This window comes from Clostridium saccharobutylicum DSM 13864 (genome assembly GCF_000473995.1).
Classification (GTDB): Bacteria; Bacillota; Clostridia; order Clostridiales; family Clostridiaceae; genus Clostridium; species Clostridium saccharobutylicum.
In genome coordinates this window covers 1,543,880-1,567,352 of record NC_022571.1, presented here as the reverse complement: position 1 = coordinate 1,567,352, position 23,473 = coordinate 1,543,880, and the positions used below count along the sequence as shown (strand labels likewise).

The following is a 23,473-nucleotide window of genomic DNA, read 5'->3' as shown; positions in this document are numbered from 1 at the left end:
TCCTTACATATAAAGTATAGTAGGTATTAATCCTATAATAAAAATTACTATAATAAATATAGCCATTGCAATTTTCATTTTTTGCCTAGTCTTCTTTTTCATTCTAAACACTCCTCATCATAATTTAGTTTATAGTAAAGATGTATAAATTTCAATAAGGCACGTGAAAATACATAAGTTATGTATTTAATTTATAAAAGCGAGAGTTTCCCCTCGCTAATATATTATATCTAATTCTTTTCCTTTTAGGCAAAGTTTTATATGACCCCTTTGAACTTTCTCATCTTGTGCTACTGTAACGATTTTGTTACTCTCCTTAAGCTTATTAAAATATACTTTCTTATTTGCATAAAGCTTACTTAAGTCTTTAGGATTAATATTAACTATTGCCATATCTTCATCTTTTAAATTTTCTAATATTATGTCTATCAATAATGATCCTTCAACCAATTCCCTAAACGAAGGATGAAATGGACCTGCTATTATATCTTTCCCTTCATTAATGCTTTCCGTTGGTTGTAGTCCGATTCTTATTACATTAATTCCATTGCTTCTATACATATTGTAAATAACTTTACTTATATTCACTGCATCTTCTAAAGAATACGGCACATACTCCAATATTTCATACATTTGTTCCATAGGTGTATCTTTTATAACCAACGATGGATATATTCTACAAATATCTGGTTTCATTTCAATAGATGCTTTAGTAGTAGTTATATCCTTATCAAATGTATCGCCTGGTAATCCTGGCATTATTTGATGTCCAAGAATAAATCCATATCTTTTAATTAAAGATGAAGCATATATAACATCACTTACACTATGCCCTCTACCTGATTTTCTTAATACCTCATCATCCAGTGACTGAACACCAAGTTCTATTATATCAACTCCATATTCCTGTAAATATGTTAATATGTAATCATTAATGTAATCAGGCCTTGTAGATAACCTTATTTTATCCACAAACCCGTTTTCTTTATATTCCTTTGCTACTGCCAAAAGTTCTTTTTGCTTTTCTTCTCTTATTCCAGTAAAAGTTCCGCCAAAGAATGAAACTTCAATAACTGCATTTTTATTCTGTATCGTTTCTAAATAACTTGTTATTGTATCTCTTACAGTTTGAGCTGTAACTTGATCCTTTATTCCTGTTATTCTATCTTGATTACAAAACACACAATTATGTGGACATCCTTCATGAGGTACAAATACAGGTATTATATAATAATTTTTACTCATTTATCCCTTCCAAATTAATCAAAGCTTGTTTGGCTGCATTTTGTTCTGCTTCCTTTTTGCTATAACCAGAACCCTCACCCATAACCTTCTTATCTATTGTTACATTTGTGAAAAATTTTCTTCTATGTGGAGGCCCATCATATTTAGTTAATTCATATTGAATTGATATTTCTCCATCCTTTTGCAAAAGTTCTTGAAGCTTTGTTTTAAAATCTAATATTATTTCATTATTTATAGCTTTATGTATTATATCTTCAAAATGAAGCAATATAAAATCTCTAACAAAACCAATTCCTTTATCCAAATAAACAGCAGCTATTACTGCTTCAACTGAATCTGCCTGTATTGATATTCTCTCTCTACCTCCTGTAAGTTCTTCACCTTTACTCATTCTTATATAATTACCAAGGTTTAGTTTCTTAGCAATTTCATAGAGAGAATTTTCACAAACTATCAAGCTTCTTATTTTGGTTAGTTCTCCTTCACTTTTATTTTTAAAATTATTGAAAAGATATTCTGTAATGCAAAGCTGCAAAACTGAATCTCCTAAAAATTCAAGTCTTTCATTATACTCAGCATCTTTAAATTGATTAGCAAATGAACTATGTGTTAATGCTGTCTTAATTAAATTTGAATTATTAAAACAAACTCCTAGGTTTTCTTCAATTTCTTTAATAGTGTACTTATTCATATTTTCACTCCTTGAAGTTTATTCTTCAATTTGCTAGTTCATAACAAATTCAAGAATAAACTAGTAAAATAAAATCCCGCAATGTACGCGGGATTATGTTATTCTTCGTGATGAGCTTTTACGTAATTTACAACATCTCCAACTGTTTTAAAGTTTTCAACATCTTCATCTGGTATTTCGATATCTAGTTCATCTTCTAGAGCCATTATAAGCTCAACTATATCTAATGAATCAGCATTTAAATCTTCAATAAATGATGCTTCCATAACAACGCTTTCTTCATCGATACTTAATTTATCAGCAATAATTGCTTGGATTTTTTCAAACATTCGTTTCACCTCCCGAGTTCTACATTAAGATAATAGTATATATTGCGCGAATCGTCAATATTAGTTTAATATATTTTCTTAAAATTAACTAGAAAACTCATTTTTAATATCTTCTAGTACATTATTTCCATAAAAAATCTTAGTTTGTCTAATAGCATTTTTAAAAGCCCTTGCATCTGAGCTGCCATGAGCTTTTATACAGATACCATCAACACCCAAAAATGGAGCGCCACCATATTCTTTATAATCAAATTTCTTCATTATATTTTTTAGTACTGGTTTTAATAATAAAACACCTAATTTAGAAAATATTGATGATTCAAGAACTTCATCTTTTACAATTCCTAAAATGCTTGAAGCTGTTCCTTCATACATTTTCAATACTGTATTTCCTACAAATCCATCACTTACTAAGATATTTGTATTTCCTGCAGATACATCCCGTGGTTCTATATTTCCTTTAAAATTAAGAGAATCTTCTTGTTTTAATAGCTTAAATGTAGATTTTGTCAATTCATTTCCCTTTTCTTCTTCAGCTCCTATGTTTATAAGACCTATACTTGGATTTTTAACTCGGAAAACCTTTTGATAATATATTTTACCCATCTTTGCAAATTGAACCAAAAATGATGGTTTACAATCAACATTAGCTCCAACATCTACTATCATAAAGTTTCCACGCCTTCCTGGCATTATAGGAGCAAGCGCTGGTCTTTCTACTCCATTTATTCTTCCAACTATTAAAGTGCATCCTGCCAAAAACGCTCCTGTACTTCCACCAGATATTACTGCATCACATGTTTTATCTCTAACTAAATTTAATGCTTTAACTATACTCGAATCCTTTTTTCTCCTTAAAGCCATTACCGGATGTTCATTCGGTGAAATTATTTCCTTTGCATCAATAACTTTAATTTTATTCTTCGGATAACTATATTTAGCCAATTCTAAATTTATAGTTTCCTCTGGACCAGTAATGTATAATTCAATATCCTTGTATTCTTTTAAGGCTTGCACAGCACCCTCTATTACAGCCACTGGTGCATTATCTCCCCCCATGCCATCTATTGCTATTTTCATTATGACCTCCTCCTTTCTTACTAAATATATTATACAATACTAATTCTAGTTTCTGCCAAATATTTTGTATTTTAAAGTTAGTTTGATAAATATTTATCATAAAAAAAGTACTAGATAATTTTACGTTTAATAATAATCAGTTCTACACTGTATTTCATAAAACACAAAATTTCTACTACTTTTAATATAATATTATTCTATACCACTAATAATTTTCACTAATATTTTTACTTTAATATATAAGAAAAAGAAAGTCATAAAGACTTTCTTTTAGTTTTGAGAAGCTACAACTTCCTTACCTTTGTAATAACCACAGTTCTTACATACTCTATGAGCAAGTTTCATTTCGTGGCATTGTGGACATTCAACTATACCAGGTAAACTAGCTTTAAAAGTTTGAGCTCTTCTTTGCTTTGTTTTTGCTTTTCCAGTTTTTCTTGCAGGACAACCCATTCATTACACCTCCTTATTGTCAAACAACCCTCTCAAGGCTTCAAAACGTATATCTACGTCTTCTTTATGACAAGAACATGTTTCGTAATTAAGATTACATCCACATTCTTGGCAAAGTCCTTTACAGTCGTCTTTACAAACTCTTTTAATAGGTAATGTTGAAATTATACTAGTTTCAACAATTTCCGTGATGTCTAAAACATCATCCATTACAACTATAGCTTCGTCATCTTTGCTATCGCTATTAGTTGTAAACCTTTCTTCTATATCAATATCTATTGGATAGATAAAGGTATCTAAACATCGTGAACATATCATTTCTAAATTAGTTTTAATTTTAGCATTTAATATTAATATATCACTATCTGAAAAAATCACTCCAACCACTTCACAAGGACCTATAGGTTTAATTATATCTCCTTCGAAGTCGAACTTAGGCATCTCAAATGTGTAATTAATTTTCTTGCTTCTATCTCTTCCTGAAATAATATCTGAAATTTGTACTTTCATAATTACAGAGTTCTATCGCATAATTGTTTTATTATAAATTATTCAATAAACTCTTGTCTCACTCCTTAGCACATTATTTATAAAACAAACACAATTTATTATATAAAGTGAGTACTTAAAAGTCAAGTCATTTATATCAAATTACTTTTGAATTAATTCTAAAGTTTCCTCAGCAATCATTAATTCTTCATTTGTAGGGATGACAAATACCTTTACTTTTGAAGAAGGTTTTGATATTTCCATTCCATCTCCAATATTTTGATTATCATTTTTATCTACATCTAATTCAATTCCTAAGAATTCCATATCAGTTAATGCTCTAACTCTTATTTCAGGAGCGTGTTCTCCTATACCCGCAGTAAATACAATTGCATCTACTCCAGCCATTGCTGCTGCATAAGCTCCAATTTGCTTTTTAATTTGATATCCATAAATATCCATAGTAAGCAATGCTCTCTTATCATTTCTTTCTTCAACTGCTGCTCTAATATCTCTAAAATCTGTGCCTAATCCTGATATTCCTAAGACACCAGATTTCTTATTTAAAATTTCATTCACTTCATCTATAGAATATCCTTTTTCCTTAACTAAGTATGTAACTATAGCTGGATCTATACTTCCAGATCTTGATCCCATGATAATTCCATCAAGTGGTGTGAATCCCATTGTAGTATCTATAGATTGACCACCGTTAACAGCAGTAACACTTACTCCATTACCTAAGTGACAAGTAATAGTTTTAATGTCCTTAATATCTTTCTTCATCCATTTAGCAACTTCACCAGCTACATATTTATGAGATGTTCCATGGAATCCATATCTTCTTATGTGATCTTCTTTATATAATTCATATGGTAATGGATACATAAATGCTTTTTCTGGCATAGTTTGGTGGAATGCTGTATCGAATACTGCAACCATTGGAGTATTTGGCATAAGTGCTTGACAAGCTCTAATTCCAATTATATTTGGTGGATTATGAAGTGGTGCTAATTTAATAAAATCTTCAAGATTCTTAATAACTTCTTCAGTAACTACTACTGAAGTTGCATATTTTTCTCCACCATGAACAACTCTATGGCCAACAGCTGATATTTCTTCCATAGATTTTATTACACCTTGATTGTCGTCTACTAAAGTTCTTAATACAAGATCAATAGCTTCTTGATGATCCTTTAGTGGTGATTCAATTACATATTTATCTCTTCCATCAACCTTTTGAGTTAAGATTGATCCACTTATTCCAATTCTCTCAACTAGTCCTTGAGCTAAAACACCCTTATCTTCCATGTTAATAAGTTGATATTTTAAAGAAGAACTACCACAATTTATAACTAATATTTTCATAACTATAACTCCTTACTACTTAATATTTTGTGCTTGAACAGCTGTTAATGCAACTACATCTATAATATCATCTGAACTACATCCTCTTGATAAGTCATTAATTGGTTTTGCAAATCCTTGACAAACTGGTCCAATTGCTTTAGCATTTGCGAATCTTTGCACTAATTTATATCCTATATTTCCAGCTTGCAAATCTGGGAATACTAGAACATTAGCTTTACCAGCCACTTTACTTCCTGGTGCTTTTTGATTAGCAACCTTTTCAACTATAGATGCATCTAATTGTAATTCCCCATCTATGTCTAAATCTGGTCTTAATTCATTTGCTTTCTTTGTTGCATTTCTAACTTTATCGACAACTTCATGATCTGCACTTCCCTTTGTAGAGAATGATAACATTGCTACCTTTGGATCCATATTACATAACCTCTTAGCTGTTTCAGCTGTCGCAATTGCAATTGCTGCTAATTGGTCTTCATTTGGCATTGGATTAACGGCACAATCTGCAAACAATAATAAACCATCTTCTCCATATGATGAATTTGGAACTTCCATTATAAAGAAACTTGAAACAACTGATACTCCAGGTGCAGTTTTAATAATTTGTAATCCTGGTCTTAACAAATCGCCTGTTGTATGAACAGCTCCTGAAACCATTCCATCAGCATCATCTAATTTTACCATCATTGTAGCAAAATATAATGGATCTTTAACTATTTTTTCAGCTTTTTCCAAAGTTATACCTTTATTTTTTCTTAATTCATAAAAAGCTGTTATATATTTCTCTAGATTTTCTGATTCAGCTGGATCAATTATTTCAACTTGTGATAAATCAACATCTAGTGCATGTCCTTTATTTATTATTTCTTCTTTATTTCCGATTAAAATTGGGTGAGCTAATCCTAATCTATTTATTTTTTCAGCTGCAACTATTGTTCTCTCTTCATTACCTTCTGGAAGAACAATTTTTTTCTTATCAGATTTTGCTGCATCCCATATTTTTTGCATAAGATTCATAACAGTTTCCCCTTTCAACATTCTATCTCTTTATTACTAATATACTCCTACATTCATAGATTTTTCAACTATAAATTTAAATTCATTAGATTGTAAATAATCTAAATTATCTGATAAAAAGCTTTAAAAATAACAATACACTAAAAGTATTTTTTTTAACAATCAAATTGATTTAAAAATTAAATTTTTAACAATCTTTTTTTTAATAAATATTCATATAAATGCAGTTTATTTCATTTAATTTTTATAATATATTATCTTAATTATTAACCAAAAATAATATTATTATTAATCTTTAGATATAAAATTATTAATACATATGTTGAATTTTCAATTTTCAGTAAAATCAAGTTATTATTACTTATTTTAATGTAAAATATTTTTCTAATATAATATATAATATATTATGTCAAATATTTTATTTTTAAAGGAGTGATTATAATAATTACAGGAATTATTACAGAATACAATCCATTTCATAAAGGACATGAGTATCATCTACAAAAAGCAAAAAGTGATACAAATTCAGATGGTATAGTTTGTGTCATGAGTGGGAATTTTATGCAAAGAGGAATTCCTTCAATCATAGATAAGTGGAAAAGGGCTGAAATGGCAATAAAAAACGGTGTTGATTTAGTTCTAGAGCTTCCTCTAGTTTACTCAATATCATCTGCTGAATATTTCGCTTTCGGAAGTGTATCTCTTCTCAACTCTTTAGGAATAGTAGATAATTTGTATTTTGGAAGTGAAGACGGAGATGTTAGCACATTAAAAAAAATAGCTGAAATTTTAGCTGATGAACCTTTTGAATATAAAACTATTTTAAAAGAAAATTTAAAATCCGGATTACCTTTTCATTCAAGTAGATCAAATGCGCTTGCTAGCTATATAAAATCTGATGACATTTTAGATATTCTTCGCAATTCTAATAACATTTTAGGAATAGAATATATCAAAACTTTAAAATTACTAAATAGTTCAATATGCCCTTACACCTTAAAAAGACAAGGTTCTGCTTATAATGACTATAATTTAACAAACTCATTTTCTTCTGCCACCTCAATTAGAGAGCATTTAAAAAAACATGATGTATCTTCATTAACTAACTCCCTTCCAAAACATAGCTATGAAATATTATATAATTTATCTTCTTCAAACTACAGATTCATTTTTGAAGAAGATATGTTTAAATATATTAAATACAAATTATTAACAAATAAAAATGCGCTTATAAATTTACCTGATATCTCAGAAGGATTAGACAAAAAAATATTAAAAGAAGTCGTAAATTGTAATTCTCTAAATGAACTAATACTAAAATCCAAAAGTAAAAGATATACCTATACTAGAATTAATAGAATACTGGCTCAAAGTTTTTTAAATCTAGAAGACTTTGATTTACACAAACTTTCAAAAACACCCCCACCATACGCTAGAATTCTTGGATTTAACGCTAAAGGACGAGATATGATAAAAAGTATAAAATTAAAATCAAATATAAATATAATAACAAAAGTTTCAAAAAATAATTTATGCGAACATATGAAGATTGATATATTAGGAACCAAAGCTTATTCTATTTTAAATCCAGCAGTAAATCCAATGGATGATTATTTAAAAACGCCAATTATAATATCATAATATATTGTTCTTTTACATAACCATAAGAATATACATATTAAAGATAGGAGGGATTTCATGACATATGTTATTATCTTATGGTTTTTAATTATTTGCCTAACGTATATTTTAATTAAGCAACTTAATATTCAAAAAAATATTATGATTTGTATATTTATTTCTATATTAATAATTGTATTTGCATTAAATATAAACACATGTATACCTGCAGCCATTGACGGATGTAAATTGTGGTATAAAGCTATTTTACCAACCACCTTTCCGTTTGTAGTAATTTGTAACTTACTTATATATTACGATGGAATAACTCTTTACTCAAAATTTCTTGGACCTCTAATATGTAAACCTCTTGGACTTTCCAGAAATTGCTCATTTCCTATAGCCGCTAGTATATTATGTGGATATCCGCTAGGAGCAAAATACTGTGCTGATATATATTCAATGGGATATATTGAAAAAAATGAGTATGAAAGACTTTTAAATATAGCTTCCAACGTAGGTCCTCTATTTTTAATCGGTTCTGTGGGCGTAGCTCTTTTAAATAATGTTTATCTGGGATATATCTTACTTATAGGAAGTTATCTCTCTGCATTCTTAATAGGATTAGTTACAAAAAAAAATAGGAACTCAAATAGTCTGAGTTCCCCCTCTTATCCTAAAAATAAAACAGTAAATTTTGGCTTAGCAATAAAAAATGCAGTTGAAAATGGAGTAAACACTACATTATCTATTGGTGGTTTTATAATAATATTTTCAGTGATCATATCTGTTATTGAAAGTAATAACTATATATCTAATTTTTTTAGAAATTTAGAGCAAATATTCAATTTAAGTCCTGGAATTTTGTACGGTTCATTCTTAGGCAGCATCGAAATCACTAATGGTTGTAATATTTTATCCAGTATAAAAATTTCATTATGTCTTAAAATGAGCATAATAAGCTTTCTATGCTCATTTTCAGGTTTAGCTATAATTGCTCAAGTAAGCTCATTTGTAAGTCATACAAAGATTAATTTTAGTAAATATATTTTTTTAAAAGTAATACAGGGAATATTTAGCTTTGTTATAACATATGCATTAATTTATATTTTACCTACAAGTATATATACATCTACAATAAATTCCTCTTCATCATTGAACGTATATCTATACTTTATACCAATATTAATATTGCTTGTACTAACTTTGCTTTTTCATTTATTTAGTAAATTATTTTTTCATGCTACGTAATTCTTTAACATTCTCTTTTATAACATCACATGCTCCAGTTAATGTTGTATCTATATCCTTTGCTACCGTTTCAAAACCATTTTGAAGGCTTGTTATTAATTTAATCTTTTGATTTTCAATTTCTTTATCTAATTGAGATAATATTTCATCAGAGTAATCTCGTGATCCTAATCTTATAGCTTTAGCATCTCTTTGTGCTGAAGCTATAATTTCTTGCGCCCTTATTTTTGCTTCTTTTACAACATCATGATTTTCAACATTTTGTCTCATCATAGTCATAGTTTCTTTTTTTATAGAATCATACTCTTTTTTAGCTTCACTTAAAATTCTTTCCCTTTCATTCATAACCCACTCTGCTCTTTTGAACTGATCAGGTAAATAATTTATAATTTGGTCTATTACTTCAAGAATATCTTTTTTATCAATCATAACCTTACCACTCATAGGTACTTTAGGTGAATTATCAACCACATCTTGTAAATATTCTAATAGCTCTATAATATTTACATCCATTTTATCCATAAAAACACTCCTTAGATATTTATTCTAGTCATTATATCAGAGACAATCTCCTTTGGAACAAGACCTTCAATATTTCCACCAAACCTCGCTACTTGTTTAACTGCTGAAGAACTTATATGTAAATTCTTTTGAGATGTCATCATACATATAGTCTCAATACTAGAATCCAACTCATTGTTCATAAAAGCCATTTGTAACTCATACTCAAAATCATATGTTGTTCGTAATCCTTTTAAGATTACATTGGCATTATTTTCCTTTAAGAAATTCATTAGAAGCCCACTAAAGCTTACAACTTCTATATTATCTATGTTACTCGTTACCTTTTTTATCAATTCTACTCTTTCATTTATTTCAAAAAGACACTTTTTATCAATATTAACTAATACTGCTACTATAATTTTGTCAAACACCTTGGCTCCCCTTTTTATAATATCAAGATGGCCATTAGTTATTGGATCAAAACTTCCTGGATAAACTGCCACTTTCATATTTTACTTCTCCTTATATTTATAATAGCATACAGTCGTATTACCATACTTTTTACTTTTAGTCAATTTTATTTCTTCATATCCATCATAAATCTCTTCAATTGTATCTATTTTAGTAACAATTATTCCATCTTTTTTTAAAAGTTCATGCTCTTCAACCATTTTCATGGCTTCCGGAATCATTTCTTTACAATAAGGTGGATCAATAAATATTATGTCAAACTTCTTTCCTTGACTTGCTAGTTGTTTTAATCCTAAATATGCATCAACATTTATTGGAAAACAAAAATCTTTAAATTTAAGATTTTCTACATTTTGTTTTAATAATGGAAACGTTACTGAACTCTTATCAAATAGATAAACTTCATTTGCACCTCTACTGGCACATTCCAAACCTAAACTTCCTGTACCTGCAAAAACATCTACAACCACAGCATTAGGTATATATAATTGTATTGAACTAAACATCGCTTCTTTAACTCTATCTAATGTTGGCCTAGTTTCCATTGTTGCTGGAGGTATTAATTTATGTCCTCTTGCTTTTCCTGCTATTATTCTCAAAATATGTTGCCTCCTTAATGATATCTATTTAATATATTAACACATTTGTGTATAATATTTCAATTTAATTAAAACAAATATATTTGCTACTCTTTTCCAAAGTATTACTTATTTCATTTATCAACTCTCTATTTAATTGTGAGTCATTTTTCAATATATTATTCGCTTCTAACTTAGCACATCTCAAAATATTCATATCATCATACAGATTAGCCAATGCAAAACCTTCATCACCACTTTGATTTTTTCCAAACATTTCTCCTGCTCCTCTTAATTTTAAATCTTGCTCAGCTATTAAAAATCCGTCACTAGATTGTGTCATTATATTCATTCTCTTTTTAGTTGTATTACTCTTAGCTTTCGCTATCAATATACAATAAGATTCATAACATCCTCTCCCAACTCTTCCTCGCAATTGATGAAGTTGAGCTAGCCCAAATCTTTCCGCATTTTCTACTATCATAACGGATGCATTTGGTACATTAACTCCTACCTCTATAACAGTTGTTGATATTAGAACCTTAAATTCATCATTTTTAAATGATTTTATAATTTCATCTTTTTCTTGTCCTTTCATTTTTCCGTGAAGGACTTTTACTTTCAAATTTTTAAAGATTCCACTACTAAGTTCATCATATAGCGCTTGAACAGAATTTAATTCTTGTTTCTCATCTTCTTCAATAAGAGGACATACTATGTATACCTGTCTTCCTTTTTTTATTTCATCATAAGCTAATTCATAACCTATATTTCTTTGAGATTCTTCAAAAAACCTAGTATCGATTTTCTTTCTTCCTGGTGGTAATTCATCAATAACAGATACATCCAAATCTGAATATAAATACAATGCTAATGTTCTTGGAATTGGAGTAGCAGTCATAACTAAACAATCAGCCTTCTTCCCTTTATTGATAAGCTTACTTCTTTGCTCCACTCCAAATCTATGTTGTTCATCAGTTACTATAAGTCCTAATTTCCCAAACTCCACATCATCTTGAAATAATGCATGAGTTCCTATTAATAAAATAGGCTCATCACCCTTAAGTCTTTCTTTAATTCTTCGTTTTTCTTTTAAAGATGTGCCGCCTGTCAATAATTCTATTTCAATATTAAAACTAAAAAACATCTTTCTCGCTTCTTCGTAATGCTGACTTGCAAGTATCTCCGTCGGTGCCATAAAGGCACATTGATATCCATTTTTAATAACATTAAAAATAGCAATTAAGGCAACTATAGTTTTACCACTACCAACATCTCCTTGAATTAATCTATTCATAGGTGAGTTAGACTTTTGATCTCTTAGAATATCTCTTACAACTTTTGTTTGAGCACCAGTAAGAGGAAATGGTAATATTTCTTTAAAATCTTTAAGTTCATCTACCCATTCAAACAGTATTCCATTAGTATTTTTCTTTAATTTATATTTTAATAGTAGTAATTTTAATGAGTATGTAAATAATTCCTGAAACTTAAGCCTCGTTATAGCTTTATCTAGCATTTCTTTATTTTCTGGGAAATGTATACTTTTTATAGCATCTTTTAAGGAAATTAATAAATACTTATTTAATATATCTTGAGGTAGATTTTCTTTTACTTCTACATGAGATAATATTTCATTAATCAATTTTTCAAATAACTTATTGCTTATATCCCCCTTAAGTGGATACTTAGGTATAATTTCACTTGTCAATGCTTCCTCACATGCAATTACTGGGCTTAAAACCTCTAACATATTTCCAATTCTTTTAAACTTGCCAATTAAATTATAAAAATTTCCCATGGTAAATGAATTTTTTATATATCGTTGATTAAACCATTTTGCAGAAACTTTATGTCCATTATACACAAATTCTATTGTTGTTAATAATTTACCAGTTTTGGTTTTAATGTCTCTTTTAAACTGAATCACCTTACATTTTAATATTTGTTTATCTTCACCCGTGATATTTTCAAACTCTACATTACCATTTACAAATTCATAATCTCTTGGAAAATACAACAATACATCCAATATATTAAAAATTCCACATCTGTTTAATTTCTCTGTAGCTTTTGGACCCACTCCCTTTAACAAAGAAATATTACTGTATATATCCATGTTTTCCTCCTTTCAAATGTCTTAACTCATCAAAACATTTCTATATTTAAATATTAAAAAGCACCCGTTAAGGTGCTTCCTTTTTTAAGTTTATACACAATAAGAAAATACTAAACAAAAACTCCATTACATATACTATTTCAACAAAATTCAATTTAAAATATCCATACACCTATTTTAAATAAAAATCTAAAATTTTACCTCAACAGTTTTCTATAAGACAAAGAATACCTTTTGTCTTATTCAATAATTAATCAAACTTGATATTTTAATAATTAAGTAAAATTATTAAACTTAATAATAATAGTTTTGAATTTACTTATTCCACTGAAATTAAAAAATAATACAGTGGTTGATTTCCTTTATAAAATTGGATATCTAAATCTTCATATTGTTCTTGTAATTCTTGTTCAAATTGGTTTGCTTCATTATCGCTAACTTCTTCTCCATAGTATACAGTAACAAGCTCAGATTCTTCATTTATCATATCATCTAGAACTTTACATGCAACAGCCTTTTTATCTTCTCCAACTTCTCTTATTTTACCTTCTACTAACCCTAGCATATTTCCTTCTTTAATGTTTATTCCATCAATTTCAGTATCCCTTACAGCATAAGTTATTGATCCAGTCTTAACTGCATTTATCGCTTCTTTTAACTCATTAAAGTTATCTTCAACCTCTAAATCCGGATTAAACATAGTAGCACAAGCTATTCCCTGTGGAATTGTTGTTGTAGGTATTACTCTTATGTCCTTATCACATATCTCTGCCGCTTGATTAGCTGCCATAATTATATTCTTGTTATTTGGCATTATAAAAATATGCTCTGCATTTATTTTATTTATAGCGTCTAACATATCTTGCGTTGATGGATTCATTGTTTGACCACCTTCTATAACATGATTAATACCTAAATCCTTAAATATGTTTGCAATTCCATCTCCCATAGCTACAGTTATAAATCCATATTTTTTCTTCTCATTTTCTATAGATACTTCTTCTGTTTTATCTTTATTATCTTCTTTGTCCTTTGCATCTATTAGGAGCTCCCTATGTTCCTCCCTCATGTTATCTATCTTAATTTTTGATAATTCCCCAATTGTTACTGCATTTGATAATACTAATCCTGGATCATTAGTGTGTATATGAACTTTTATAACATCATCATATCCAACAACTATCATCGAATCTCCAAGCTCTTCAATTTTATCTTGAAATTCCTTTGCTCTCTTAGAATCTCCAAGTATTATAAATTCAGTACAATATCCATATTTAATATCTATATCTTCAGTAGAACTTGCACCTACTGAAGCAGATGTTCCTGCAGTAATATCTTTTAACTCTGCCTTGATTCCATTTTTCAGTGCTTCATTCATACCTTGTAATATTAAATAAAGTCCCATTCCACCTGAATCAACTACTTTAGCTTTCTTTAAAGCAGGTAATAATTCTGGTGTTTTATCAAGCATAACTTTCGCCTCAGATGTTACACTTTCCATTAAAGTTACTATATCTTTAGCTTGGCATGATACCGCTGCTTCTGCTGCAGCTCTAATTACAGAAAGAATAGTACCTTCTGTAGGTCTCATAACTGCTTTGTAAGCTGATTTCGATCCTTCAAAGAAAGCATTTGAGAATTCAGACGCATTTACTTTATTTTTTCCTTCTAATCCATTAGAAATTCCTCTTAATATTTGAGATAATATAACACCTGAATTACCTCTTGCTCCCATTAACGCACCTTTTGCCAATTTTTTCGATATTTCTCCTATAGAATCCGTATCTAAATTTTCAATTTCTTTAACAGCTGCTTTAAATGTCATAGACATATTAGTTCCTGTATCACCATCTGGAACTGGAAATACATTTAATGCATTTACAAAATCACTTTGCTCTAATAATCTATTACTAGCATTCACAACCATGTTATAAAAATCACGGCCGTTAATTTGTTCATATTTCATTTAGTTTAACCTCCTAGACTCTCACCGCTTGCACATTTACTGTTATAGATGAAACTTTAAGCCCAGTATAGTTCTCAACACTATAACGAACTTTTTGAATGATATTATTAGATATAACCGATATCTTTGTTCCGTATTCAACCATAATAAATAATTCTATTTGTAATCTATGTTCATCTGTTAATTGTATTTTTACGCCTTTGCTTAAATTTTCTATGCCCATAAGTTCCCAAAGCCCATCACTAGCATTTCTGGAAACCATACCAACTACTCCATAACATTCCATTGTTGATAATCCAACAATTTTAGCTAAAACTTCTTCCGAATAACTTATATTACCATTTTCATTTGAAAATCCAACCATTATTATTCCTCCTAAATATTATATCCTACTCTATATTCTATATTAGAAGTATATTTTATTCAAGTATTCAAAAAATATATATAATAAATCACTATTCACTTATATTATTCACGAAAATTTATCTTGCCTATTATATTTTCGTGTGATATAATTTACTCTGTCCTATTGAAGATGATTATCTTTGGAATATAAGGAGGTGTTTTCTAATGGCAAGAAGATGCGAAATTTGTGATAAGGGTGTTGTAGCAGGTGTACAATACAGCCATTCACATCGTCAATCAAAGAGAACTTGGGCTCCTAACATAAAGAAAGTAAAAGCTTTAGTTAACGGAACACCAAAAACTGTTCATGTATGTACAAGATGCCTTAGATCTGGAAAGGTTCAAAGAGCAATATAGTTCATAATAAGAAATGCAATTGTTATCCCAATTGCATTTTTTATTTATGTGTACAAAAATAACAAGTCAATATACTTTCAAAAAATATATTGACTTGTTATCTTTTAACATTGATTTCTTAGAGTTATATTTATGTATACTCTATTTTTTTCTTCTAAAAAATTTAATTATATTTGAAAAAAATCTTGGTAATTTAAATGCAATTATTTTCATATTATACCCCTCCTAAAGTATTAATATTCCAATCAAAATCTTTTTAGACCAAAAAATAATCTTTAAATAAATCTCGTCTTATTATATTAATATTCAGTAGGTATTAAAAATGTTCCATTTTTTAATCAATCGAATGAAGAATTAATAATTCTCCTTTCTCATAACTAATTTCTATTGGTGTATCAAGAAATTCATTGCATATAGCTCTTGGATCTAGTAAATTTATATCATATGAATCTAAATTATATTTAGCGCCTTTAATTTTAAACTTTGTAACCTTATCGCATAAAGCATGAAAAGATATATTTTCACCATATTTACCATACAATTTCATAGTCTTTTCAGCTAAATAAATTTTATTATGATCATCTATTATTTCTAAAATTGCTCCTTTTTTCTTAGTTGTTAATAGAAGGCCTACATTTCCCAAAGTATGATCCATCCTTGAACCAGTAGCGCCAAATAGATATATCTTTTCAGCCCCCCTTTTAAGTGCTTCTATTATTGCAATCTCTGTATCCGTATAATCCTTTTCAGGCGGAAATTCTAAAACTTCCCGAGCTTTCAGTTTTATACTATTTAAACTTTCTTTATTGGTCGAATCAAAATCACCCAAAAGTAAATCAGGAATTATATTATAACTATAAAGACATTCACTTCCCTTATCAGCGGCTATAATAAAATCTACCTTATCTATATAATTTTCTAATAATTTTTTTGATGGCGCTGTACCTCCACTTACAATCATTACCTGCAAAAAATTACCCCCTCAAGGCTTTTATATTATCACTTATTTCACCACCATTAAATACTGCTGATCCAGCTACAATTACATTTGCACCAGCCCCTATAACATCTTTAACATTATCTTTTCCTATTCCTCCATCAACTTCAATTAGTAGTGACGGATTTAATTTATTGCTTAATTCCTTTACTTCTTTTATTTTATCCAATGCATATGGTATGAACTTTTGCCCTCCAAATCCAGGATTTACCGACATTATCAAAACCATGTCCAGACTAGATATTAGATCTTTTAATACACTTACTGGTGTTCCAGGATTTAATGAAACGCCTGCCTTTTTTCCTTTTGATTTTATATAATTAATAGTTCTATCTATATGTCTATCTGCTTCATAGTGAACAGTTATTATATCTGAGCCTGCCTCTATAAAATCATCAATATATCTTGAAGGATTATCTACCATTAAGTGTACATCAAATACCTTATTAGTTCTATTTCTTATAGATTTTATTACAGGTAATCCTAAAGATATATTAGGAACAAATGAACCGTCCATTACATCTATATGAACGAATTCTGCTCCTCCTTTATCTATTCTTTCTATATCTTCTCCTAATCTTGAAAAATCTGCTGATAATATTGATGGTGCAATCTTTACCATTTATTTTTTTCCCCTTCCATTATTTCTTCTAATGTCTTCACATAAAAATCATATCGATATTTATTAATTTTACCTTCTTCAAGTGCTTCTTTTAATGCACACTTAGGTTCTTTATAATGTAGACATCCTCTATATTTACACTTATCATTATACTCGGTAAATTCAGGAAAACAATATTTCAATGAATCTTTATCCATTAAATCCTTTATTTCTAATGTTGAAAAACCTGGTGTATCAACAATATACCCATCTTCAACATCTATAAGTTCACTATGCCTTGTTGTGTGTTTACCTCTACCCAACTTGTCACTAACTTTACCAGTTTCCATATGTTCTTTATTCGAAAGTTTATTAATCAAAGTAGATTTACCTGCTCCTGATGGTCCACAAAACACTGTTATATTTCCTTGAATTTTTTCTTCTAATCTTTCTAGTCCAATTCCCTGTTTAGCATTTATATAAATCACTTCGTAACCTATATCATTTATTCTTTTCCTTATTTCTTCTCGCTCAGCTTCACTTACTAAATCTATTTTATTCAAGCACACTACCATATTAATATTATTATACTCACATAAAATTAAAAACTTATTTAATAAATCGAAATTTATATCCGGATTCTTAACTGCAAAAACAATAAATGCTAATGAAACATTTGCAACTGTTGGTCTTATTAGTTCCGATGATCTGTTATGTATTTCTTCAATAACGCCCTTACCATTTTCTATTTTAATAGTAACGTTATCTCCTACCATAGGTTTTATATCCTTATGTCTAAATTTACCCCTAGCTTTACATTCTATTAAGCCATTCTCTGTCTTAATATAATAAAATCCCCCTATTCCTTTAACTATTTTTCCATTCATCTTATTCCTCCATATTATATAAATTAAATATATTATAAAAGGAGAGGCCTATTTTATCAACCTCTCCATATAATTATTAATTATTATTTGATGTTTTTTGTGATAAACCACCACTTACATCAGCCTGTTGACCTTGCGGTGCATTACTAGAAGTTCCTGAACTAGAGCTGCTAGATCCTGAACTTTGATTACCTTGTGATGATTTTTGTGTAGTAGGATTATTTGTCTTAGGATTTCCGCTACCATTACTACTACTGCTATTACCACTACTATTGTCGGCAGCATTACCATCATTAGCAGGAGTACTTTTATTATTGTCTGTTGATGGACTAGCCATTTGATTCTGACTTTGACTTTCCTTCTTATTAGAATCTGATTCTTTTATTTCCTTCTTATTGGAATCATCTAATTCAGATGAATTGGATTTTTGTCTCACCTGTTGTGGTCCTTTACTAACAACAACTGATATCTTAGTATCAGAAGATACTTGTTCATCCTTTTGTGGATTTTGTCTAATTATTTGACCTCTAGGTGCATCACTATATTCATAACTAGTGCTATCAATTTTTAAGCTAAACGAAGCCAAAATATCTTTTGCTTTATCTAGATCATAGTCAGTTAAATCAGGCATTTTAAGTTTTGCTGCTCCACCACTTACAATTACTCTAATCTCAGTATTCTCTTTAACCTTAGTTCCTGCATCAATATTAGATTTAATAATTGTACCTTCCGGTTTATCGCTATCTTCTGTACTTGCAACAACTAAAACCAATTTAACACTTTCTAATTGCTTCTTAGCATCGTCTACATTTTGACCTATTACATTTGGCACTTCAACTTCTTTACCACCAGAAGATCCTATTGCTTTAAATGCTGCAACTCCTAAAATAATTAAAAGTATTCCAGCTGCAACTCCTATTGCTATTTTAATAATCTTACTCTTATTTGATTTTGATTTTGATTTTTCTTCCTCTTCGAACTCATCATCATCATAATAATAATCGTCATCATCATCATTAGCTAATTTATTCTCAGCTTCTTTTTGCTTCGACATTTCTTCAGTTACAGCTGACATTATGATAGTATGCTCATCATCATCATCTATTGCATCTATTCGTGCATTTGGATTATCCTTAATTTTCTGAAGATCTGCAATCATTTCTTTAGCAGTTTGATATCTCTTGCTAGGCTCCTTTTCCATAGCTTTTAAAATTAAAATATTTAAACTATCTGGAATCTTAGAATTAAGATTTTTAGGAGGAACAACATTCTCTTGAAGATGTTTCAATGCAATAGTTACAGCAGTATCTGCTTGAAAAGGAAGTGTTCCTGTAACCATTTCATATAATACAACGCCTAACGAATATAAATCGGTTCTGCAATCAATAAAACTTCCTTTTGCTTGTTCTGGTGAAAGATAATGAGCTGATCCCATTATTGTACTTGTATTTGTAATAGTTGACGAAGTAGATGATTTAGCTATACCAAAATCAGTCACCTTCATTGATCCATCTTCTGTCACTAAAATATTTTGAGGCTTAACATCTCTATGAATTATCTTATTTCTATGCGCACAATCTAAAGCTCTTGCGATTTGAATAGCATTGGATATAGCCGTTTCATAATTCATTTTCCCAGTTTGCTTAATAATATCTTTTAACGTATTACCTTTGACATATTCCATTACAATATAATTTATATCATCTTGTGTTCCTACATCTAATATGTTCACTATATTGTTGTCAGATAGAGTTGCAATGGCAGTTGCTTCTCCTTTAAACTTTTCAACGATGTCAATATTATCACCAAATTCTTTTTTTAGAATTTTCGCTGCAACAAATCTATTTAATTTATTGTCTCTTGCTTTAAATACTTCTGACATTCCACCTTCGCCAATTTTTTCTAATAGCTCATACCTGCTACCAAGTATAATTCCATTCATACTACATCTCTCCTCCAAACAACAATACTGTGATATTATCCCTGCCACCTTTTTCTTTTGCTAAATACACTAACTTATTAGCCACATCCATATAATTTTGTTCGGTTTTAATAACATCTAAAATCTCATCCATTGTTAACTCATTAGTTAATCCATCTGAACATAACATATATAAATCATACTCACCATTTCTTAATGGAAAAACATCTACACTAACCTTATCAAATGTCCCCAATGCTCTCGTAATAATATTTTTCTTTGGGTGATTAACAGCTTCACTTTCTGTTATACTTCCACTATCCACAAGTTCTTGAACTAAAGAATGATCTTTAGTGATTTTTTTTATTTCACCATTTTTTATAGCAAAGCAGGCACTATCCCCTACATTAGCAACTTGAATAAATTCTCGTGTTATGAAGCAAGCTGTAACTGTAGTTCCCATGCCATTTAAATTTGAATTTGTTTTAGAAAAATCAAATACATTTCTATTAGCCTCTTTAATTGCTTCTACAATTAAATCTTCCATTCTATCAAAAGAAAATTTTTCACTTATATAGTTAACAATTTGCTCAGCAGCCATTTTACTAGCAACTTCTCCTGCATTATGTCCACCCATGCCATCTGCTACTACATATATTTTAAAATTTTCATTTTCTAAATAAGAAGCAAAATCTTGATTCAATGTACGTTTTAATCCCACATCACTAACTAAGCCTACCATTTCATTCTCCCCCTATCTCATGGGTATTTATGTAACTTCTTCTAAGTTGTCCACATGCTGCATTAATGTCACTTCCCATTTCTCTTCTAGTAGTAACTTCTATTCCATAACTTTTCAATATCTCTGCGAAATTATCTATAGACTTCTTTGTAGATCTTTTAAAAGTATTTTCCTTTATCTCATTTACAGGTATCAAATTGACATGACAAAGCATTCCCTTTAATAATTTACCTAATGATTTTGCATCTTCTTTAGTATCATTCACATCTTTTACTAATGCATATTCAAATGTAATTCGCCTATTAGTTTTGCTTATATAATACTTACATGATTTCAATATTTCATCAATAGTGTATTTATTAGCTATAGGCATAATCTCTTTTCTCTTCTCATCACTAAATGCATGCAAAGAAATTGCAAGTGTCGTACTAAACTCTTTATCTGCCAACTCATATATCTTAGGTACAATTCCACATGTAGATAATGTTATATGCCTTTGCCCAATATTTAGTCCATAATCTGCTGAAACTATTTCTAAAAATTTCACAACATTATCATAATTATCTAAAGGCTCTCCGCTTCCCATAAGTACAATATTTGAAATTCTCTCATTAATATAATTTTGTACCACAAGAACTTCTGATAAAATTTCCCCACTTGATAAATTTCTCACTCTACCATTAATAGTAGATGCACAGAATTTACACCCCATTCTACAACCAACTTGAGTTGATATACATATAGAATTTCCATGTTTATATCTCATAAGTACACTTTCAATTAAATTTCCATCTTCAAATCCTAACAAGAACTTTTCTGTTCCATCTATCTCTGATTTGTAAACTTCTATTATATTAGGCAAACTAATAGTAAAATTTTCTTCTAACTTTGTGATTAATGACTTAGGTATGTTTTTCATACCATTGAAGTCATTAATCCCTTTATAAATCCATGATAATATTTGTTTTGCTCTAAATGCATTTTCATTATTCTCTTTCATCCAAACCTTAAGTTCTTCTAATGTATAATCTAATAAATTATTCATTTATTCACCTACTGTTATTTTTTTTGTAATTTAGCCACAAAGAATCCATCCATTCTTTCATTAGGCATAATAGTTAGAGAACCATCCTTATTGTATACTAGGTTATCTTGCTTACCAACAAATACTTTCTTAATTTCACAATCTTTATATTTATTTAAGAACCATTCTATATTTTCTTCATTTTCTTCCTTATTTAATGTACAAGTTGAATAAACCATAATTCCACCACGCTTTAAATATTGCCAAGCGTTCTCCATTATATCTCTTTGAATTGGTATTATTTGTCTTAAATCTGTTCTTTTCTTATTCCATTTTATTTCAGGTTTTTTCCTTATTATACCAATCCCAGAACAAGGAACATCTATTAACACCCTATCACTACATGAAATTAAATCTGCATTCAGCTTAGTAGCATCATTAATATTGACTTCAACATTAGTAATTCCAAGTCTATCACAATTATCTTTTATTAATCCAAGCTTAGATTCATGTACATCAAACGCTAGTACTTTACCTGTATTTTGAAGTATCTCTGAAATATGTGTAGTTTTTCCACCTGGAGCACTACATAAATCTATAACCTGCATTCCCTCTTCTAATTCCAATAAAGGTGCTATAAGCATTGCACTTTCGTCTTGAACTGTAATTTTTCCTTCTTTAAACAAAGGATTATTTTCTATAGACTTACCACCTTTTATACAAATTGCTTCTGGGCAAACAGAACCATCTTCGATATTATATTCCATTTCCTCAAGCTCATCATAAACATCATCATAATTAGATTTAAGTTCATTAACTCTAATACTAACTGTAGGAATCTGATTTAATCCAGTCATTATTTTTTTTGCAACATTCTCTCCGTATTGTTTTATTAAAAGTCTTATCATCCAAGGTTCAAACGAAAATTTATATGCATATTCATCAATTTTATTTCCTGGGACATTAATGTCATCAGGATTTTTAGTAAAACTTCTAAGTATTCCATTTACTAATTTAGAATCACTTTCAGATATTTCCTTAGCTTCCTCAACTGCTTCATTGCAAGCTGCGTAACTTGGGATCTTATCCAAAAAGTTCATTTGATATATTGCTACTCTTAAAATATTTAAAATATTTTTATTCATTAAATTAATATCTTTAATGAAATTTGCAATAATTATGTCTAATGTTTTTTTTCTTCTTAACACTCCATATACAATTTCAGTAAGTAAAGCCTTATCCTTATCCGATAATTCTACTTCATTTAACTCCTTCGAAAGAACTATATTCGAATATCCACCTTCATTTAAAACTCTGTTTAATATTTTTACTGCTAATTTTCTACAATTCATAATCTA

Annotated in this window: 25 protein-coding genes; 3 read left to right on the top strand and 22 right to left on the bottom strand. The window is 29.2% G+C overall.

Features of this window, described 5'->3' with window-relative positions; translation table 11 throughout:
* Positions 1-3: 3 nt before the first annotated feature.
* The 9 genes from CLSA_RS23605 to pta form a co-directional block, all read right to left on the bottom strand.
* Positions 4-102 carry a DUF4044 domain-containing protein gene (locus CLSA_RS23605; protein WP_196774163.1) on the bottom strand — a complete coding sequence of 33 codons (99 nt, stop codon included), beginning with the start codon at positions 100-102 and terminating at the stop codon, positions 4-6.
* 114 nt (positions 103-216) lie between these two features.
* Complete coding sequence (locus CLSA_RS06805; RefSeq protein ID WP_022744676.1) at positions 217-1,245, bottom strand: elongator complex protein 3; 1,029 nt, start codon at positions 1,243-1,245, stop codon at positions 217-219.
* Positions 1,238-1,936 carry a ribonuclease III gene (gene rnc / locus CLSA_RS06800; RefSeq protein ID WP_022744675.1) on the bottom strand — a complete coding sequence of 233 codons (699 nt, stop codon included), beginning with the start codon at positions 1,934-1,936 and terminating at the stop codon, positions 1,238-1,240. The genes CLSA_RS06805 and rnc overlap by 8 nt, the downstream gene beginning before the upstream one ends.
* Positions 1,937-2,034: 98 nt before the next feature.
* Positions 2,035-2,265, bottom strand: coding sequence for an acyl carrier protein (acpP, locus tag CLSA_RS06795; RefSeq protein ID WP_022744674.1), 231 nt, complete (start codon positions 2,263-2,265; stop codon positions 2,035-2,037).
* Between the two features lie 84 nt (positions 2,266-2,349).
* Positions 2,350-3,345 carry a phosphate acyltransferase PlsX gene (gene plsX / locus CLSA_RS06790; protein ID WP_022744673.1) on the bottom strand — a complete coding sequence of 332 codons (996 nt, stop codon included), beginning with the start codon at positions 3,343-3,345 and terminating at the stop codon, positions 2,350-2,352.
* Between the two features lie 270 nt (positions 3,346-3,615).
* Positions 3,616-3,798: a 50S ribosomal protein L32 gene (gene rpmF, locus CLSA_RS06785; RefSeq protein ID WP_022744672.1), complete on the bottom strand. Its 183-nt coding sequence runs from the start codon at positions 3,796-3,798 to the stop codon at positions 3,616-3,618.
* A 3-nt stretch (positions 3,799-3,801) separates the two neighbouring features.
* Positions 3,802-4,308, bottom strand: a complete 507-nt coding sequence (locus CLSA_RS06780; protein ID WP_022744671.1) for a YceD family protein — start codon at positions 4,306-4,308, stop codon at positions 3,802-3,804.
* A 141-nt stretch (positions 4,309-4,449) separates the two neighbouring features.
* On the bottom strand, positions 4,450-5,655 hold the full coding sequence (locus tag CLSA_RS06775; protein WP_022744670.1) for an acetate kinase: 1,206 nt from the start codon (positions 5,653-5,655) through the stop codon (positions 4,450-4,452).
* Positions 5,656-5,670: 15 nt separating this feature from the next.
* Positions 5,671-6,672 (bottom strand): phosphate acetyltransferase, encoded by a 1,002-nt coding sequence (pta, locus tag CLSA_RS06770; protein ID WP_022744669.1) that lies wholly within the window; start codon positions 6,670-6,672, stop codon positions 5,671-5,673.
* A 432-nt stretch (positions 6,673-7,104) separates the two neighbouring features.
* Between pta and CLSA_RS06765 the strand changes: the two genes are divergently transcribed.
* Complete coding sequence (locus CLSA_RS06765) at positions 7,105-8,313, top strand: nucleotidyltransferase (RefSeq protein ID WP_022744668.1); 1,209 nt, start codon at positions 7,105-7,107, stop codon at positions 8,311-8,313.
* 57 nt (positions 8,314-8,370) lie between these two features.
* A complete protein-coding gene (ylbJ, locus tag CLSA_RS06760) occupies positions 8,371-9,543 on the top strand; it encodes a sporulation integral membrane protein YlbJ (protein ID WP_022744667.1) in 1,173 nt (390 codons plus the stop codon).
* Here the strand turns inward: ylbJ and CLSA_RS06755 are convergent.
* The 6 genes from CLSA_RS06755 to CLSA_RS06730 form a co-directional block, all read right to left on the bottom strand.
* Positions 9,523-10,065 (bottom strand): ATP synthase subunit B family protein, encoded by a 543-nt coding sequence (locus tag CLSA_RS06755; RefSeq protein WP_022744666.1) that lies wholly within the window; start codon positions 10,063-10,065, stop codon positions 9,523-9,525. The two genes, ylbJ and CLSA_RS06755, sit on opposite strands and share 21 nt — an antisense overlap.
* An 11-nt stretch (positions 10,066-10,076) precedes the next feature.
* On the bottom strand, positions 10,077-10,556 hold the full coding sequence (coaD, locus tag CLSA_RS06750) for a pantetheine-phosphate adenylyltransferase (RefSeq protein WP_022744665.1): 480 nt from the start codon (positions 10,554-10,556) through the stop codon (positions 10,077-10,079).
* A gap of 3 nt (positions 10,557-10,559) precedes the next feature.
* A complete protein-coding gene (gene rsmD / locus CLSA_RS06745) occupies positions 10,560-11,117 on the bottom strand; it encodes a 16S rRNA (guanine(966)-N(2))-methyltransferase RsmD (RefSeq protein WP_022744664.1) in 558 nt (185 codons plus the stop codon).
* 64 nt (positions 11,118-11,181) lie between these two features.
* Positions 11,182-13,215 carry an ATP-dependent DNA helicase RecG gene (gene recG, locus CLSA_RS06740; RefSeq protein ID WP_022744663.1) on the bottom strand — a complete coding sequence of 678 codons (2,034 nt, stop codon included), beginning with the start codon at positions 13,213-13,215 and terminating at the stop codon, positions 11,182-11,184.
* Between the two features lie 319 nt (positions 13,216-13,534).
* Entirely contained in the window at positions 13,535-15,181 is a 1,647-nt protein-coding gene (locus CLSA_RS06735; protein WP_022744662.1) for a DAK2 domain-containing protein, read from the bottom strand.
* Positions 15,182-15,194: 13 nt separating this feature from the next.
* Positions 15,195-15,545, bottom strand: coding sequence for an Asp23/Gls24 family envelope stress response protein (locus CLSA_RS06730; RefSeq protein ID WP_022744661.1), 351 nt, complete (start codon positions 15,543-15,545; stop codon positions 15,195-15,197).
* A 206-nt stretch (positions 15,546-15,751) separates the two neighbouring features.
* On the opposite strand from CLSA_RS06730, the gene rpmB reads away from it, so the two are divergent.
* The gene (gene rpmB / locus CLSA_RS06725) at positions 15,752-15,943 is read left to right on the top strand and encodes a 50S ribosomal protein L28 (RefSeq protein WP_002579588.1); all 192 of its coding nucleotides are present in this window, start codon (positions 15,752-15,754) and stop codon (positions 15,941-15,943) included.
* 334 nt (positions 15,944-16,277) lie between these two features.
* Here rpmB and CLSA_RS06720 read toward each other — a convergent pair whose 3' ends face one another.
* From CLSA_RS06720 to rsmB, 7 genes are all read right to left on the bottom strand, one after another.
* A complete protein-coding gene (locus CLSA_RS06720) occupies positions 16,278-16,913 on the bottom strand; it encodes a thiamine diphosphokinase (RefSeq protein ID WP_022744660.1) in 636 nt (211 codons plus the stop codon).
* A gap of 4 nt (positions 16,914-16,917) precedes the next feature.
* Positions 16,918-17,562 (bottom strand): ribulose-phosphate 3-epimerase, encoded by a 645-nt coding sequence (gene rpe, locus CLSA_RS06715; protein ID WP_022744659.1) that lies wholly within the window; start codon positions 17,560-17,562, stop codon positions 16,918-16,920.
* Positions 17,556-18,428, bottom strand: coding sequence for a ribosome small subunit-dependent GTPase A (rsgA, locus tag CLSA_RS06710; RefSeq protein WP_022744658.1), 873 nt, complete (start codon positions 18,426-18,428; stop codon positions 17,556-17,558). Before rsgA ends, rpe begins: the two co-directional genes overlap by 7 nt.
* A 76-nt stretch (positions 18,429-18,504) precedes the next feature.
* The gene (gene pknB / locus CLSA_RS06705) at positions 18,505-20,370 is read right to left on the bottom strand and encodes a Stk1 family PASTA domain-containing Ser/Thr kinase (RefSeq protein WP_022744657.1); all 1,866 of its coding nucleotides are present in this window, start codon (positions 20,368-20,370) and stop codon (positions 18,505-18,507) included.
* 1 nt (position 20,371) lies between these two features.
* Positions 20,372-21,091: a Stp1/IreP family PP2C-type Ser/Thr phosphatase gene (locus CLSA_RS06700; protein WP_022744656.1), complete on the bottom strand. Its 720-nt coding sequence runs from the start codon at positions 21,089-21,091 to the stop codon at positions 20,372-20,374.
* Between the two features lies 1 nt (position 21,092).
* Positions 21,093-22,136 carry a dual-specificity RNA methyltransferase RlmN gene (gene rlmN, locus CLSA_RS06695; protein WP_022744655.1) on the bottom strand — a complete coding sequence of 348 codons (1,044 nt, stop codon included), beginning with the start codon at positions 22,134-22,136 and terminating at the stop codon, positions 21,093-21,095.
* Positions 22,137-22,150: 14 nt separating this feature from the next.
* A complete protein-coding gene (gene rsmB / locus CLSA_RS06690; RefSeq protein WP_022744654.1) occupies positions 22,151-23,467 on the bottom strand; it encodes a 16S rRNA (cytosine(967)-C(5))-methyltransferase RsmB in 1,317 nt (438 codons plus the stop codon).
* Positions 23,468-23,473 lie beyond the last annotated feature (6 nt).